The following is a 14,583-nucleotide window of genomic DNA, read 5'->3' on the forward strand; positions in this document are numbered from 1 at the left end:
ACCGGCGGTACGGGAGCGTTGATTGAACGACGAAGCGACATCCGGCGATCCGGCGGCCCTGCCGTCGCTCACCGATCGGCGAAGGGCAGCGCTGCGCCTGGACATCGCGCGGGCCGCGGTCGAGCTGTTCACCGCCCGGGGCGTGGCCGCCACCAAGGGCGAGCAGATCTCCCGCGCGGTGGGCATCTCCACGCGCACGCTGTGGCGGCACTTCCCCAGCAAGGAGAGCTGCGTTCGCCCGCTGCTGGCCGAGAGCCTGGAGGCGGTCACCGAGCGGCTGCGCCACTGGCCACCGGACACCGGTCTGCTGGAGTTCCTGACCGAGTCCTGCGCGCGCGGCGCGCTGCCCGAGGTCGATGGCGCCGTGCTCGACCTGATCCGGATGACCCGCACCGAACCCGCGCTGCGCGCGGTCTGGCTGCAGGCGCACGACGACGCGCTGCCGGTGCTGTCCGGAGCGCTCGCCGAGCGATCCGGAGCGAGCCCGGACGACCTGCGCATCAAGGTCCACGCGGCCACCATCAACGGCGCGCTGCGCGCCGCGGCCGAGGACTTCGCCCAGCGCTGCGCCACCGACCCCGACGCGGGCCCCGAGGAGCTGGCCACCTGCCTGCGCACCGCCCTGCGCGCCGCCGCCGAGGGCTTGCCGTACTAGCCGGCGGCAGGACGCGACGAGTCCTGCGTCCCTCGCCGAGCTCCGCGGCGGGCTCGGCCGGTGCCGCTCGGTCGCGGTGGTCCGGCTGCGCCGACCGGACCGGAGCGGCGCGGGTAATGTCGAGGGCCACCGGAGGCGCGACGACGGAGGGGAAACCGGCTTGGGCGAGCAGATGCAGATCGGCGAGGTCGCCGAGCGCACCGGGCTGTCGCTGCGGACGATCCGGTACTACGAGGAGGTCGGCCTGGTCGTGCCGAGCGATCGCAGTCCCGGCGGCTTCCGCCTCTACACCGAGCCGGACGTGCAGCGCTTGCAGCTGATCATGCGGATGAAGCCGCTGGGCTTCCAGCTCGACGAGATGCGCGAGCTGCTGGCCATCCTCGACCCCAAGCCCGACGACCCGGAGCTCGACGACCCGGACGGCAGGCTGGCCGAGTTCACCGCCGACGCCGAGCGCGCCTGCGAGAAGCTCCGCTCGAAGCTGCGCATCGCCGAGGAGTTCGCCAGCACGCTGCGCAACCACGCCCCCGGGTGACCGACGACGCGACGTCGACCGCAGTTTGGCCCGAAATCGCGCTCCCCCTGGGGGTGCGATTCCGGGCCGAACTGCTACGCGCCCAGCGCCCGCCAAGCCGAGGAACTCGCGGAACGCAAAAGTGGCGAGCGCTCTTCGCGAGCACCCGCCACCCATCGCGTGGAGCTGAGGGGATTCGAACCCCTGACCCCTTGACTGCCAGTCAAGTGCGCTACCAGCTGCGCCACAGCCCCGTGTTCGGTTGTTCCGGGATGTTCATCGCTCATCCCTTGCGTCCGTACGATACATCAGCCCGTCGACGGCTCGACGAGGGGGGCCGGTGGCGCGATGGGCCCGGGCCGCCGCGGGCGGCCCGGGCGGGACTCACATGCGTTCGCGCATGTCGTGCATGATCTCGAGCTGCGCCTTCTGGGTGGACATCATGTCCTGGGCCATCTGGTTGAGCTCGTGATCGCTGCCGTTGAGGATCACGTGCCGCAGCATGCGGACCGCGCCGTCGTGGTGCGGGATCATCAGGTCCAGGTAGAACCGGTCGAAGTCGGCACCGGACAGGCTCGCGAGCCGGTCCATCTCCTCCTTCGTGGCCATGCCCATCTGCTCCAGCATGTCCGGGTTGGCCAGCAGCTCCTGGTAGGCGGTCTCCGGATCGGTGACCGGCAGGCCGTTGCGGCCCTGCCAGCCCTGCATCATCTGGATCTCCAGGCGCTGCTCGGTGCGGATGCGGTCGGCCAGCGACTTCAGCTCGGGGTCGGCCGCGCGGTCGGGCGCGAGCTCGGACATGACGATCGCCTGGTAGTGGTGCGGGATCATCATGCGGGTGAACTCGGCGTCGACGTCGTTGTAGTTCTGGGTGGCCGCGCTCGCGGTGCCGGCGCCGAGCAGGCCGACCAGCAGGACCACCAGCAGGGAGAGCTTCCGCAGGAACATCGGCTGCGTCCTTCCGAACGGGCTGCCGCCGGGCCCGGTCCGGACCCGGCGGCAGGGTGGATCACTCGGGGTACGCGTACTGCGTCTGGGGGTTGAGGACGTCCAGCTTGACCTGCTCGGCCTGCCCCATTCCGGGACCGCTGATCTTCATCACGTCCAGACCCCGCGTGATGTCGCTGGAGTAGACGTAGCCGTTGTAGTAGTACGCCGACCACGAGCCGCCGAGGACGAGGTTGTTCTCGTCGACCGGACCGCGGTCGAAGTAGCCGATCTCCTTCGGAGCGGTCTTGTCGGTGAAGTCGAAGAACGACACACCGCCCTGGTACCAGGACTGCACGTAGACGTTGCGGCCCGGGATCGGGATCAGGTTCCCGTTGTGGGCCACGCAGTTCTCGGTGTCGGCCTGGTGGCGCGGGATCTTGTAGTAGCTCTGGAACTCGAGCTTGCGGTCGGCACCGGAGCCGGTGATGTTGTAGATCGCGTCCGCGCCGTGGGTCGGCCCGGTCTGCTCGTTGCAGGTCGGCGCACCGCCGCCGCCGAGCTCGTCGGTGAACAGCACGCTCTTGCCGTCGTTGGTGAACGTCGCCGAGTGGTAGAAGGCGAAGTTCGGGTCCTCCACGGTGGTGATCACCTTCGGCTTGACCCGGTCGGAGATGTCGATCAGCGCTCCGTCGCCCATGCACGCGCCACCGGCCAGGTCCTTGTTCGGGAACACCGTGATGTCGTGGCAGCCCGCGGTTCCGGGCGCGCCGCCGTCCGGGAACAGCACCGGCTCGGCCACGACCTCGGCGCCCGCCGGGTCACCGGCCGGCACGTCGATGATGGAGATCGAGTCGTGCGGCGGCTGGCAGTTCGGGAACGCCGGGTCCGGGTTGTACGAGGACACGTAGAGGTAGAGGTCGTCGCCGCTCTTGCCCGGCACCATGGTGTGGGTGTGCGAACCGCAGTTGGTCTTGATGCCCTTGACGTACTTCGGGTTCGCCTTGTCGCTGATGTCGAAGATCCGCATGCCCTCCCAGGAGTTCGGATCCTGGTAGGAGCCCTGCTCGCTCTGGCAGGTGTCGTCGGTGCGCGCGTAGTCCACCGACATGAACAGCAGGTTCCCGTCCGGGCTGACCGACACGTCGCCCTGCCCGCCGGGGCAGGCCACCTGCGTGACCGTCTCGGGCTTCCGCGGGTTGGAGATGTCGTAGACGGTGAAGCCGTCGTAGCTGCCCTGGAAGGCGTAGTTCTTGAAGAAGGCCAGGTCGCTGTGGGTCGATTCGGCGAGCGGACCCTGGCGCGGCACGTTGGCCACCGGCTGGACGTTGTTGCTGTGCTGCACGTCGTCACCCGGTGGCTGGGCCGCGGAGGACGGTGCGATCAGCGCCAGTCCCGCGATGGCAGCGGCCAAGCCGAGCACGAGCGGCCTGCGAGATCTCCGCCGGCCACGTAACTCCAGCATTCGGTCAACCTCCCTGAAATCCCCAGAACAGGACTCGTCGAGCGAGCCGGAAAATCCCGGATTTTCCGGCGAGATAGTTGCACGCCCGAAGGGATTCCAACAGGGAGTGTTCGAACCAATACCCGGTGAATACCAGACAAAACGCACGTTCGTCGCAGTCGGCGCTGCGCCGAACGGTCCAGCGCCGCCAGCAACGAAGGCATGCCTAAGCAGCCCCGTGTGGAGCACTTTCCGGTGGTCTGCGCGGGAACCGCGGCGCGCTGGCGAGAACCCGCCACGGGTTTCCGTGGCGGGTTCTCGCCGATCCGCTCACCTCCGGACGAGCTCCTCGGGTTCGCGCTCCGCGGCGACCGCGGAGGCGGCGAACTCCGGGGTCTCGAAGACCTCGCCGGCGATCGGGTCCTCGACCGCGCGGGACTCGTTCCAGCTCAGCGAACCCTCGCCGTCCACAGTGGCCTCATCGGCCGGGATGTCGCGCACGGCCAGCACCTTCGGCGCGGCCCCTTCCCGCGCCCGGACGCGCACGTAGCGCGGCATGATGGCGGCCTCGTAGCGGAACATCCGGGTCAGCGCGACCACCGCGAGCGCGTAGATCACCGACAGCGGCGCGGCGCTGGCGATGGAGCTGACCTGCAGCACGGTCAGCGCCGCCTCGCCACCGGCGAGCAGCAGCAGGGCGCCCGCGATGCCGATGACCACGGCCCAGAACAACCGCGTGATCCGCGGGGTCTCGGTGCGCCCGCCGTGCGAGAGCACGTCGACCACCAGCGAGCAGGAGTCCGACGAGGTGACGAAGAACAGCGTGATCACCACGATCGCGACCAGCGACAGCGCGATCGCGCCCGCCGCGCCGACCGGGAGGTTCTCGAAGAACGTGAACAGCGCGGTGTCGCTGTCGATCGAGCCGTCGGCGCCGACCATCGAGCCGTCCTGCAGCTGCTGCCGGAGCGCGCTGCTGCCGAAGATGGTGAACCACGCGATCGCGATGGCCGTGGGCGCCAGCAGCACCCCGAGGACGAACTCGCGGATGGTGCGGCCGCGCGAGATCCGCGCGATGAACATGCCCACGAACGGCGCCCAGCTGAGGAACCAGGCCTGGTTGAACAGCGTCCAGCTCAGCGACCAGCCGTCGGTGGCGCCCGCGCCGGTGACGAACATCAGCTGCGGGATCGTCTGCGCGTACTCGCCGGTGTTCTGCACCACCGACTGCAGCAGGAACACCGTCGGCCCGATCAGCAGCACGCCGACGGCCAGCAGCGCGGCCAGCGACATGTTGGCGTTGGACAGCCACAGCACGCCCTTGTTCAGGCCGGAGACCACCGACAGCGTCCCGGCCGCGGTGATCAGCAGGACCAGGCCCAGCAGCAGGCCGCCGGAGGGTTCGAACCAGCCCAGGTGGGCCAGCCCGGCCTGGATCTGCAGGGCGCCCTGACCGAGCGAGGTCGCCACGCCGAAGATCGTGCCGACGATGGCGAACACGTCGATGACGTGCCCGGCCCAGGACTCGACGAGCTTGCGGCCGAGGACCGGTTCGAGCAGCCAGCGCACCGACAGCGGGCGCCCGCGGCGGAAGGACATGTAGGCCAGGCCGAGGCCGATCACGACGTAGATGCCCCAGGCGTGCAGACCCCAGTGGAACAGCGCCTGCCCGATGGCGGCGCGGCTGGCCTCCTCGCTGCCGGGCCGCACGCCCGCGATGTCCGGCGGGGACATCATGTGGTTCAGCGGCTCGGCCACGCCCCAGAAGATCAGGCCGATGCCCATGCCCGCGGAGAACAGCATGGCGAACCAGGAGAACCGGGAGAACTCCGGCCGCTCGTCGTCGCGGCCGAGCCGGACGCCGCCCACCCTGGACAGCGCCGCCCAGAACGCGAAGACCAGGAACGTCGTGACCACCAGGACGTACCACCAGCCGACGGTCGAGCCGATGGCGTCCCGCAGGTCGGTGAACGCGGTCTCGGCGTCCTCGCCGTAGGCGGCGCCGTACCAGGTGGCGGCGACCAGCGCGGCGACGATGACCAGCACGGACGGGACGAACACCGGCTTGGACAGGCCGCGCCAGGCGGTCACCAAGGAGTTCGACGCTGCTTGCGGTGGCGAAACCACGAATACCCTCGCTTTCCACGCGGCGATCGGCATCGGGGGTGCCGCGTCGGCGCGCTGCCGGTCGCGAGGTCACCGCGAACGAGCGCCGGCATCGCGCCATCTATACTGACCTGTGTAATTCGAGCCACAGGCTATTTACACCGATCTGTGAAAGTCAAGGTGGGGGGCGTGGCGCACGAGGTAGCCGACATCCACGAGCTGACCCCGAGGTCCCGGCGGATACTCGAAGTCGCCTCCGAGCTGTTCTACGACCGCGGCATCCACGCGGTGGGGGTGGACACGATCGCCGCGGAATCGGGCGTCACCAAGCGCACCCTCTACAACAACTTCGGGTCGAAGCACGCCCTGGTGGCCGCCTACCTGAAGAACCGGCACGGCGAGTGGTGGCAGGCCCTGGAGGAGCGCCTCGCCGCGGCCGAGCCGCCCCGCGCGCTGACCCTCTTCGACGTCTACGCCGAGGACGCCCGCACCATCACCCGCGGCTGCGCGTTCCTCAACGCCGCCGCCGAGCTGTCCGCCGAGCACCCGGCCTACGCGATCATCCGCAACCACAAGCAGGCCGTCGAGGACCGCCTCCGCGAGCTCATCGCCGAGGACCGGCCCGCGGCGGACGACCCGCAGCGCCTGGCCCGGCACCTCTTCCTGCTCCTGGAGGGCGCCTTCGCCCACCACGGCATCCACGGCAAGGGCCTGCTCGCCGAGGCCCGCGAGATCGCCCGCGACCTGCTCAGCTGAACCGGCCCGCGCAGGAAGGGCGCGAACGCCCGTGGACGTTCGCGCTGCGCTCCGCTCGGTCTAGTGCTCGTCGTAGTGGTCGCCGTGCGCCGCGTGGCGGTGCCCGCCGTGCAGGTAGTCGACGTGGTCGCCGTGCGGGACGGCCACGTGCCCGCAGCCCTCGCCGTGCTGGTGCGAGTGGCCGTCGTGGCTCTCGTGCCCCTCCGGCTCGCACTCGTCGAAGTGCCCGTCGTGGGCGCGGTGCAGGTGCCCGTCGTGCGCGTAGTCGACGTGGTTGCCGTGCGGGATCGCGACGTGCCCGCAGCCGTCCCCGTGGACGTGCTCGTGCCCGGCGTGCTCGACGTGCGCGTTGGTCATCCTTCTCACCCGACCATCGGTGACGCGGTTAGGCGCCGGCCGCGGCAGCGGCCGACGCCATCACGCTAGGACTCGCCCGCGCTTCCCGCAGCCCGAGCGGTCATCCCTGGTCAGCGCGGGTGCGGCACGAAGGCCCCGAGCCGCGCTCGGGCGTCGATGACGGCCTGCGCGGACCACCGGGGCTCCCCCGGCCCCGGCGTGGCGGCCACCAGGCCGCAGGCGCGCAGTCGCCGCAGCGCCTCCTCGGCGCTGACGTGCAAGTACGCGGCGATCTCCCGCAGTCCCCACACGGGCTCGACAACGCTCCACTCCGCGACCTCACCGGAGAAACCACGACCCACGGCGACCCCCTTCTCCCGCTCTGCTCCGTCACCACCACATCACCGCAAGTCACGCGCCCGCGCCTGAGTCGAAAGTCCCGGACGCGGGCCGCGCGGCGGTTCACCGGAAGGCGGCGCTGCTGACCGGGAAGTCGAAGTACTGGTCCGGGAACGGCTCCTCCGGCAGGTTGTAGTGCCACCACTCGTACTCGTAGTTCTCCAGGCCCACCGAGGTGAGCACGTCGCGCAACCGGTCCCGGTTGGCCCGGGCCTCCGCGCCGACTCGCGGGTCGTCGGTGTGCGAGAGGCTGTCGAAGCAGTCGTAGCCGGTGCCCATGTCGACGCCGCTGTCCGGGAACCGCTGCTCGACGGGGGCGGTGCACGGGGTCAGCGGCTCACCTGGCTCGTACCGCCGCTGCGGAGGGGCGGGCAGCCGCACCAGCGTCAGGTCGACCGAGCTGCCCCGGCTGTGCCCGGAGTTCTCGGCGATGTACCCCTCGGCGAACAGCCGCGACTTCTCCAGCCCCGGGTAGAACTCGCGCTTCATGCGCTGGTCGTCGACGTCCTTCGCCCACTCGACGAAGTGGTCCACCGCCCGCTGCGGCCGGTAGCAGTCGTAGACCTTGAGCCCGTGCCCGGTGCTCCTGAGCTGCTCCTGCGCGGCCCGCAGCGCCTCGGCGAGCGGCCGGGTCACCACGCACCGGGGTTCGTCGTAACCGCGCACCGGGACCCCGGTGAAGTTGTGCGCGGTCGCGTACCGCACGTCCTCGACGATCGAAGGCGCGACGTCGCGCAGCAGCACGAACCCCTCGGGAGCGCGCTCGACGACCGGCGGCGGCGCCGGGGCCGGCGGCGGGGCGGGCGCCGAGGCGGCCGGCGGAGGAGTGGCCGGTGGTGCCGGGGCCGGCGGCGCGGTGCCACCGCACCCCGCCGTCACCAGCGCCAGCGCCACCACCAGGGCCAACCGCCGAGAAGCAACCACCATCCCGCCACGATAGCGGCGAATCCCCAGGCAGTTTGGCCGGAAATCGCACCCCAGAGCCGGTGCGATTTCCGGCCGAACTGCCGCGGGCTCGCCCGGCAGCCTTCACAACGGCCCTGCCGCCACCTACTCTGCGATCACCGCGAGCCGATCTGGGGACATCATGGCCGAAGGCGTCGTCCACTGGTACCTGAGCGACCGGGGCTACGGCATGATCACGCCCGACGACGGTGGCCCCGACCTGTTCGTGCACCACAGCGCCGTCCAGATGACCGGCTACAAGTCCCTCGACAGCGGCCAGCGCGTCTCCTACGCGCTCGTGCGGGGCGCCAGGGGTCCCGAAGCGTCCTGCGTCGTGCCGCTCAGCGACGTCGCCGTCCCGGGCGCGCCGGGCGGCACGCCGGTTCGCGGCCGAACGAAGCCGAAGTTCGACCTGATCGGCAGATTCCGGCAACTCGGGACCCAGGAAAAGATCGTCGTCCTGTTCGGAGGGCTGATGGTCTGCATGGGCGTCCCCGCCGTGATCGCGCTGGTGGTCATCAGCGTGTTCGGGTGACACCGGCACCGGAGGACCGGGTCGAGATCACCGGACCCAACCGGCCCGCCCCGAACTCACCAGCACGCAGCAACGAGAAGGCCGCTCCCGCCTTGAACAGCGGAAAGGGCCTCGACAGGAGCCGCTCGCGCGACGAGCGATCCGGTGGACCTCGCGGGAGCCCATTGCAACCCGCGTCCTGAGCTGGTCCGCGATCAACGCGACCACGCTGCGTCAGGAGGAGCTCGCACCGCGGGGTCTGCGGGGCTCGGCCCCGCAAAGTCACGGCGGAACGCAAAACGGCGAGTGCTCCACGAGCACTCGCCGTCCGTGCGTGGAGCTAAGGGGATTCGAACCCCTGACCCCTTGACTGCCAGTCAAGTGCGCTACCAGCTGCGCCATAGCCCCGTGTTCTGCTGGCTCGGGATTCGCCGTGGCTCATCCCTTGCACCAATACAGTACAACAGCCGTTCGGCGCGGTTCGCAGGGGGTCCGGAACGACGCCGAACCCCCTGCTGACCTGCGGTGATCAGCCCGCCGCGCTGGTTCCCCTGGATTTCGGCAGGCCCCGGGTGTTGGCCGCCTTGACGAACTCGGCCCGCGGGTCGTGCAGTTCGCCGAGGGCGACGACCTGGCGCCGGAACGGCAGTTCCATGAGCCAGTCGCCGAGGATGCGGGCCTTGCGGGAGACCGTGGGCATCTTGGCTAGGTGGTACCCGCGGTGCAGCAGCCACGCGGGCAGGCCCTTGAGCTTGATGCCGTAGACCTCCGCGGCTCCCCGGAACAGGCCCAGGCCCGCCACCGAGCCCGCGTGCTTGTGCTTGTAGTCGATCAGCTGCTCGCCGCGGAGCTTGGCGACCAGGTTGTCGGCCAGCACCTTGGCCTGCCGGACGGCGTGCTGGGCCGACGGGCTGCACAGCGCGTCCGGGTCCGAGCTGGTCAGGTCCGGAACGGCCGCGCAGTCGCCCGCCGAGAAGACGACGTCGGCGCCGCGGACCTGCAGCTTGGTGGAGCACTCCAGCCGCCCCTTGCCGTCCCGCGGGAGGTCGCTGTTCTCCAGCATCGGGTGCGGCTTGACGCCCGCGGTCCACACGATCGTGTCGGTGTCGAACTCGGCGCCGTCGGAGAGCACCGCGTGGCCCTCGACCAGCGATTCCGCCGTGGTGTTGAGCTTGACCTCGATGCCCATGGACTCCAGCTGCCGCTGGGTGTACTCGCCCATCGGCGGGCTGACCTCGGGCATGATCCGGCCCATCGCCTCCACCAGGACCCAGCGCATGTCGCGCTCGGAGAGCTGCGGGTAGGCGCGCAGCGCGTAGCGGGCCATGCTCTGCAGCTCGGCCATGGCCTCGATGCCCGCGTAGCCGCCGCCGACGAACAGGAAGGTCAGCAGGCGCTTGCGCAGGTCCCGATCACCGGTGCTGGCGGCGATGTCCAGCCGGGACAGCACGTGGTTGCGCAGGAAGATCGCCTCGCCGATGGTCTTGAAACCCACGCCCTGATCCCCCAGCCCGGGGATGGGCAGCGCCCGGGAGATCGAACCGGGCACCACCACCAGGTAGTCGTAGTCCAGCTCGCCGGGCTTGCCGTCGCCGAGGGTCGCGGTGATCTTCTTGCGCTCGTGATCGATGCCGGTGACCTGCGCGGTCAGCACCTCGCACTTGCGCAGCGCCGCGCGCAGCGGCACCACGACGTGGCGGGGCTCCAGCGAGCCCGCGGCCGCTTCGGGCAGGAACGGCTGGTAGGTCATGTGCGGCTGGGTGTCGATCACGGTCACCCTGGCCTCGCCCTCGCTCAGCTTCTTCTGCAGCCGCAGGGCCAGGGTGAGGCCGACGTGCCCGCCTCCGATGATCATCACCCGCGGCTCAGGCATGCTGCGGCTCCCCTCGCGAGCCGGAGCGGGTGCGTCGCGGGTCGACGTCCCGCTCCGGGTGCCTGCGCAGGTACTCCTGCTCCAGCTCGAAGGTGCGCGCGGTGTGCTCGCGCAGCGCGTCGGGAGAGCCGTGCAGGAACGTCTCGTGCCGGGTGTTGTGCAGGTGCCGCAACTCGCGCAGCAGGAGCTCCTCGGTGAGCTCGTGTCCGGGGATACCGGTGGTGTGCATGGCCGTTCCTCCCGCGGGCAGGCGAAACCTCAAACGCCGCCGGTCGCGGCGTTTGGCCCCGGTTACCCGTTTCGCGGGCGATCAACACCTACCGGTTCGACTTGGGGCGGGTCTCCGGGGCTCCCAGCCACGCCAGCAGGCCGAGCAGCATCGCCGAGCCGGTCACCGCGAACGCCGCCTGGAACGACGCGGCGTCGGCCAGCGCGCCCGCCGCGAGCGGCCCGACGATCTGGCCGAAGTCGGCGGCCTGCTGGAAGGTGGCCAGCACGGGCCCGCCGCGGCGCTTCGAGCCGATGACGTCGGCGACCGCCGCGTTCTGCGCGGGGTTGAGCACGCCCGCACCCATCCCGGCGATCGCGGAGAGCACCAGGAAGGCCAGGACCGAGGTGGTCATGCCCATCGCGGCGGTCGCCAGCCCGGCGACCAGCAGGCCGCTGAGCACCATCGGCTTGCGGCCCACCTTGTCGGCGACCCGGCCGGACAGCAGCAGCACGCCGGCGTTGCCCGCGGCGAACACCGACAGCGCGACGCCGGACATCGACTCCGGGGCGTCGAGCGCTTCGACCACGAACAGCGGCACCAGCGCCAGCCGCACGCCCAGCACGGCCCAGCCGTTCCCGAAGTTGGACAGCAGGGACGCGATGTAGGCGCGGTCGCGCAGGGCTTCGCCGAGGCGCATGTTCGGCGTCTCGTCGTCCCGGACCGGAGCGGCGAGGGTGGACTTGCGCAGCAGGAACCAGCCGAGGAACGCGGCGATGAACAGCGCGACGCCGTAGGTGATGAACGGCAGCCGCAGCGAGTAGGCCACGACCAGGCCGCCGACGATGGGTCCGGAGATGTTGCCCAGCAGGAAGCTGGTGGCCCACAGCCCGGACGCGCGCCCGCGCAGGTGCGGCGGGGCGAGCCGGATGAGCAGGCCGACGCCGGAGACGGTGAACATCGTCGAGCCGATGCCGCCGAGCGCGCGGAAGACCAGCAGCTGCCAGTAGGAGTCCGCGAAGGCGCAGGCGGTGCTGGAGATGCCGACGATGGTGATGCCCAGCGAGTAGATCCGCCGTTCCCCCAGCGCGGTCACCAGTCGCCCGCTGACCGGGGCGAACAGCAGCCGCATCAGGGCGAAGGCGCTGATGATGAAGCTCGCCGCGGTGACGCCGACGTCGAAGCTGGTGGCGAAGGCGGGCAGCGCGGGCGAGACGATGCCCATGCCGACCGCGACGATGAAGCCGCCCGCCACCAGCACCCAGGTCTCGCGGGGTAGGTCCCGAAGCCCCGGTTCTCGGTTGGTGCTCTCCTCCGGCACCGAGGTCGTCGACACCCGTCCCCTCCCAGCTGGTTAGACGTTCTGAGCAGACCTCACCAACGCCGCCGGGGCTCCGCGCATTCCGCCGAGGCCGTGCCCTGGAACTTCTCCGCCGGGACGAGACCGGTCGTCACAGCAGCTCGTCGATCCGGCGGGCGTAGGCGGTCACGCCGTAGGCGATCTCGAACCCCGCGGCTTCGAAGAAGCGCTCGGTGGTCCCGCCCTCCTCGGCGTGCGCGGCGACGAGAAGCGCGCCGCGCCTGCGGAGCTCCTCGACCGCGGCGGCGACCAGCTGGCGCCCGATGCCCCGCCTGCGCCGGCCGGGGCGCACCACGACCTGCTCGATCAGCCCGACGCCCTTCTCCGCGAAGGCCTGCACGAACCCGGCGATGCGGTCCGCCCCGGGGTCGTCGACGGCCAGCAGCACCGACCGCGCCTCGTCGATGCGGTGGCCGAGGTTGCGGGTGAGCAGCCGCTCGCCCTCCTCGGCCAGCCCGGTCTCGTCGCCGTAGAGCTCGACCACCCCGGGCAGGTCGGCGTCCTCCACCGGGCGCGTCTCGTCGGCGACGTCGTCGCGGACCCGGTGCAGCATGACCACCTGCTCCTCGACGGCGCGCCACAGCGTGTCGTCGGCGATGCCCTCGATGTCGCCGACGGTGGTCGGCGAGGCGTAGACGATCGCCTCCGAGCGCCCGGCCTCGGCGAAGACCTCTTCGAGCCGCATCATCGTGCTGGCCACCTGCGCCCCGGTTCCCCACAGCGCGCACGCGTGGTTGGCCGTCGGCAGCGGGTTGTCCTGGTTGAGCACGACGGTCGCCACCCCGACCTGGGTGCGCAGCCCGTACCGCACGGCGGCCGAGGCCAGCCGCGCGGTCTCGACCAGCCCGGCGAGATCGCGCGCCTGCCGGGGGTCGAGCAGCGCTTCGTCATCGGGGTCGTGCAGCGGATCCACGCCGGACATTCTCCCCCGGCGGCGGCGCGAGCCCGAACCGGCGCCGCGCGGTTCGGATCAGCGGTTCTCCAACCAGCTCGTGTGCACCTCGCCCGCCACGAACTCGGCGTCGTCGAGCAGCTCGGCGTGCAGCGACGTGGTGCTGGGCACGCCGTCCACCCGCAGCTCGGTCAGGGCCTGCCGCGCGCGGGCGATCGCCTCGGAACGCGTCGGGGCCCAGCAGATCAGCTTGGCGATCATCGAGTCGTAGAACGGGCTGATCCGGTCGCCGGCCGCGAACCCGGTCTCCACCCGCACCCCGGGCCCGCCCGGCGGATCGAAGGCGACGAGATCGCCCGGGGAGGGCCGGAAGTCCTGCTCGGGGTCCTCGGCGTTGATGCGCAGCTCGATCGCCGCGCCGCGCAGCTCGATCTCCTCCTGCCTCGCGCTCAGCGGCTCGCCCGCCGCGACCCGCAGCTGCTCGGTCACCAGGTCGACCCCGGTGACGCACTCGGTGATCGGGTGCTCGACCTGGATGCGGGTGTTCATCTCGATGAAGAAGAACTCGCCGTCCGGCCCGAGCAGGAACTCGACGGTCCCGGCGCCCAGGTACCCGACGTGCTCGGCCAGCCGCGCGGCCGCCTCGGTCATCGCCCTTCGCGTCTCCGGCGCCAGGCCGGGAGCCGGGGCCTCCTCGATGAGCTTCTGCCGCCGCCGCTGCACCGAGCAGTCCCGCTCGAAGGCGTGCACCACGTTGCCCTGCTGGTCGGCGAGGACCTGCACCTCGACGTGCCGGGCGCGGGGCACCAGCCGCTCCAGGTAGACCGTGCCGTCCCCGAAGGCGGCGCCGGCCTCGGCCTGCGCGGTGGACAGCACCCCGGCGAGCTCGGCGGCGTCCGAGACCGGCCGGATGCCCCGGCCTCCGCCGCCCGCGGCGGCCTTGACCAGCAGCGGGAACCCGACCTCGGCCGCCGCGTCGGCGGCCTGGGACGGGTCGGTGAGCGCCGCGCTTCCCGGTACCACCGGGACCCCGGCCTCCTGGGCCGTGCGACGGGCCGCGGCCTTGTCGCCCATCCGCTCGATCACCTCCGGGCTCGGCCCGATGAACACCAGGCCGGCCTCTCTCACGCGCCGCGCGAAGTCGGCGTTCTCGGCGAGGAACCCGTAACCCGGGTGCACCGCGTCGGCGCCGGATTCGTCGGCCGCCCGGAGCACCGCGTCGACGTCCAAGTAGGACTTCGCCGCGGGCGAACCGCCCAGGCGGACCGCGTCGTCGGCCAGCTCGACCCACCGCGCCGACGCATCGGCGTCCGAGTGCGCCGCCACCGCCTCCAATCCCAGGTGGTGGCAGGCCCGGACGATGCGCAGCGCGATCTCGCCGCGGTTGGCGATCAGGACCCTGCGCGAGCTCACCCGTCCACCTCCGCGACGTCCTGGCCCATCTCGACCTCGTCGCCGTCGGCGATCAGGAACCGGGTGACCGTGCCGCCGACTTCGGCCTTCAGCTCGTTGAAGGTCTTCATCACCTCGATCACCGCGACGGTCTGCCCCGGGCTGACGCTGCTGCCCTCGGGCACGAAGGGGTCGTCCTCGGGCGACGGGCGGCGGTAGAACACACCGGGCATCGTGGCCTTGATCGTCTCCATCGTTCCTC

The 14,583-nt window shown here is 71.2% G+C and carries 16 protein-coding genes and 2 tRNA genes; 4 read left to right on the top strand and 14 right to left on the bottom strand.

The features are described from left to right. Positions 1–22 precede the first annotated feature (22 nt). Both ACFQRI_RS16825 and ACFQRI_RS16830 read left to right on the top strand, forming a co-directional pair. Positions 23–655, top strand: a complete 633-nt coding sequence (locus ACFQRI_RS16825; RefSeq protein WP_380669604.1) for a TetR/AcrR family transcriptional regulator — start codon at positions 23–25, stop codon at positions 653–655. A gap of 160 nt (positions 656–815) precedes the next feature. Further along, positions 816–1,190, top strand: coding sequence for a MerR family transcriptional regulator (locus tag ACFQRI_RS16830; RefSeq protein WP_380669607.1), 375 nt, complete (start codon positions 816–818; stop codon positions 1,188–1,190). A gap of 160 nt (positions 1,191–1,350) precedes the next feature. Here the strand turns inward: ACFQRI_RS16830 and ACFQRI_RS16835 are convergent. The 4 genes from ACFQRI_RS16835 to ACFQRI_RS16850 form a co-directional block, all read right to left on the bottom strand. Continuing rightward, positions 1,351–1,423: transfer RNA gene (locus ACFQRI_RS16835), tRNA-Ala, on the bottom strand. 130 nt (positions 1,424–1,553) lie between these two features. Continuing rightward, entirely contained in the window at positions 1,554–2,117 is a 564-nt protein-coding gene (locus tag ACFQRI_RS16840; protein WP_380669609.1) for a DUF305 domain-containing protein, read from the bottom strand. A gap of 61 nt (positions 2,118–2,178) precedes the next feature. After that, the gene (locus ACFQRI_RS16845; protein ID WP_380669611.1) at positions 2,179–3,561 is read right to left on the bottom strand and encodes an LVIVD repeat-containing protein; all 1,383 of its coding nucleotides are present in this window, start codon (positions 3,559–3,561) and stop codon (positions 2,179–2,181) included. A gap of 309 nt (positions 3,562–3,870) precedes the next feature. Next, complete coding sequence (locus ACFQRI_RS16850) at positions 3,871–5,631, bottom strand: BCCT family transporter (protein ID WP_380669915.1); 1,761 nt, start codon at positions 5,629–5,631, stop codon at positions 3,871–3,873. 204 nt (positions 5,632–5,835) lie between these two features. On the opposite strand from ACFQRI_RS16850, the gene ACFQRI_RS16855 reads away from it, so the two are divergent. Then, a complete protein-coding gene (locus ACFQRI_RS16855; protein WP_380669613.1) occupies positions 5,836–6,402 on the top strand; it encodes a TetR/AcrR family transcriptional regulator in 567 nt (188 codons plus the stop codon). A gap of 60 nt (positions 6,403–6,462) precedes the next feature. On the opposite strand, the gene ACFQRI_RS16860 is transcribed toward ACFQRI_RS16855, so the two are convergent. The 3 genes from ACFQRI_RS16860 to ACFQRI_RS16870 form a co-directional block, all read right to left on the bottom strand. Continuing rightward, the gene (locus tag ACFQRI_RS16860) at positions 6,463–6,759 is read right to left on the bottom strand and encodes a hypothetical protein (protein WP_380669615.1); all 297 of its coding nucleotides are present in this window, start codon (positions 6,757–6,759) and stop codon (positions 6,463–6,465) included. Between the two features lie 110 nt (positions 6,760–6,869). After that, positions 6,870–7,100: a hypothetical protein gene (locus tag ACFQRI_RS16865; protein WP_380669617.1), complete on the bottom strand. Its 231-nt coding sequence runs from the start codon at positions 7,098–7,100 to the stop codon at positions 6,870–6,872. Between the two features lie 100 nt (positions 7,101–7,200). After that, positions 7,201–8,064 (bottom strand): M15 family metallopeptidase, encoded by an 864-nt coding sequence (locus tag ACFQRI_RS16870; protein ID WP_380669619.1) that lies wholly within the window; start codon positions 8,062–8,064, stop codon positions 7,201–7,203. Between the two features lie 160 nt (positions 8,065–8,224). Between ACFQRI_RS16870 and ACFQRI_RS16875 the strand changes: the two genes are divergently transcribed. Continuing rightward, positions 8,225–8,617, top strand: coding sequence for a cold-shock protein (locus ACFQRI_RS16875; RefSeq protein ID WP_380669621.1), 393 nt, complete (start codon positions 8,225–8,227; stop codon positions 8,615–8,617). A 314-nt stretch (positions 8,618–8,931) separates the two neighbouring features. Here ACFQRI_RS16875 and ACFQRI_RS16880 read toward each other — a convergent pair. The 7 genes from ACFQRI_RS16880 to ACFQRI_RS16910 all read right to left on the bottom strand — a co-directional run bounded on the left by ACFQRI_RS16880 (position 8,932) and on the right by ACFQRI_RS16910 (position 14,575). Further along, a tRNA-Ala gene (locus tag ACFQRI_RS16880) sits at positions 8,932–9,004 on the bottom strand. 121 nt (positions 9,005–9,125) lie between these two features. Next, a complete protein-coding gene (locus tag ACFQRI_RS16885) occupies positions 9,126–10,469 on the bottom strand; it encodes an NAD(P)/FAD-dependent oxidoreductase (protein ID WP_380669623.1) in 1,344 nt (447 codons plus the stop codon). Then, positions 10,462–10,698, bottom strand: a complete 237-nt coding sequence (locus ACFQRI_RS16890) for a DUF6158 family protein (protein WP_380669625.1) — start codon at positions 10,696–10,698, stop codon at positions 10,462–10,464. Before ACFQRI_RS16890 ends, ACFQRI_RS16885 begins: the two co-directional genes overlap by 8 nt. An 88-nt stretch (positions 10,699–10,786) precedes the next feature. After that, positions 10,787–12,013, bottom strand: a complete 1,227-nt coding sequence (locus tag ACFQRI_RS16895; RefSeq protein ID WP_380669627.1) for an MFS transporter — start codon at positions 12,011–12,013, stop codon at positions 10,787–10,789. 115 nt (positions 12,014–12,128) lie between these two features. Next, positions 12,129–12,959 (bottom strand): GNAT family N-acetyltransferase, encoded by an 831-nt coding sequence (locus ACFQRI_RS16900; RefSeq protein ID WP_380669629.1) that lies wholly within the window; start codon positions 12,957–12,959, stop codon positions 12,129–12,131. Between the two features lie 48 nt (positions 12,960–13,007). Continuing rightward, positions 13,008–14,342, bottom strand: a complete 1,335-nt coding sequence (locus ACFQRI_RS16905; protein ID WP_380669631.1) for an acetyl-CoA carboxylase biotin carboxylase subunit — start codon at positions 14,340–14,342, stop codon at positions 13,008–13,010. Beyond that, on the bottom strand, positions 14,339–14,575 hold the full coding sequence (locus ACFQRI_RS16910) for an acetyl-CoA carboxylase (protein ID WP_380669633.1): 237 nt from the start codon (positions 14,573–14,575) through the stop codon (positions 14,339–14,341). Before ACFQRI_RS16910 ends, ACFQRI_RS16905 begins: the two co-directional genes overlap by 4 nt. Between the last annotated feature and the right edge of the window lie 8 nt (positions 14,576–14,583).

Source organism: Saccharopolyspora griseoalba (genome assembly GCF_042665275.1).
GTDB lineage: Bacteria > Actinomycetota > Actinomycetes > Mycobacteriales > Pseudonocardiaceae > Saccharopolyspora > Saccharopolyspora griseoalba.

What these genes read in the sequence shown, in the direction of transcription:
- ACFQRI_RS16840 (WP_380669609.1), bottom strand. Translation starts at nt 2,117, where the DNA reads ATGTTCCTGCGGAAGCTCTCCCTGCTGGTGGTCCTGCTGGTCGGCCTG.
- ACFQRI_RS16845 (WP_380669611.1), bottom strand. Translation starts at nt 3,561, where the DNA reads ATGCTGGAGTTACGTGGCCGGCGGAGATCTCGCAGGCCGCTCGTGCTC.
- ACFQRI_RS16860 (WP_380669615.1), bottom strand. Translation starts at nt 6,759, where the DNA reads ATGACCAACGCGCACGTCGAGCACGCCGGGCACGAGCACGTCCACGGG.
- ACFQRI_RS16870 (WP_380669619.1), bottom strand. Translation starts at nt 8,064, where the DNA reads ATGGTGGTTGCTTCTCGGCGGTTGGCCCTGGTGGTGGCGCTGGCGCTG.
- ACFQRI_RS16875 (WP_380669621.1), top strand. Translation starts at nt 8,225, where the DNA reads ATGGCCGAAGGCGTCGTCCACTGGTACCTGAGCGACCGGGGCTACGGC.
- ACFQRI_RS16885 (WP_380669623.1), bottom strand. Translation starts at nt 10,469, where the DNA reads ATGCCTGAGCCGCGGGTGATGATCATCGGAGGCGGGCACGTCGGCCTC.
- ACFQRI_RS16890 (WP_380669625.1), bottom strand. Translation starts at nt 10,698, where the DNA reads ATGCACACCACCGGTATCCCCGGACACGAGCTCACCGAGGAGCTCCTG.
- ACFQRI_RS16900 (WP_380669629.1), bottom strand. Translation starts at nt 12,959, where the DNA reads ATGTCCGGCGTGGATCCGCTGCACGACCCCGATGACGAAGCGCTGCTC.
- ACFQRI_RS16910 (WP_380669633.1), bottom strand. Translation starts at nt 14,575, where the DNA reads ATGGAGACGATCAAGGCCACGATGCCCGGTGTGTTCTACCGCCGCCCG.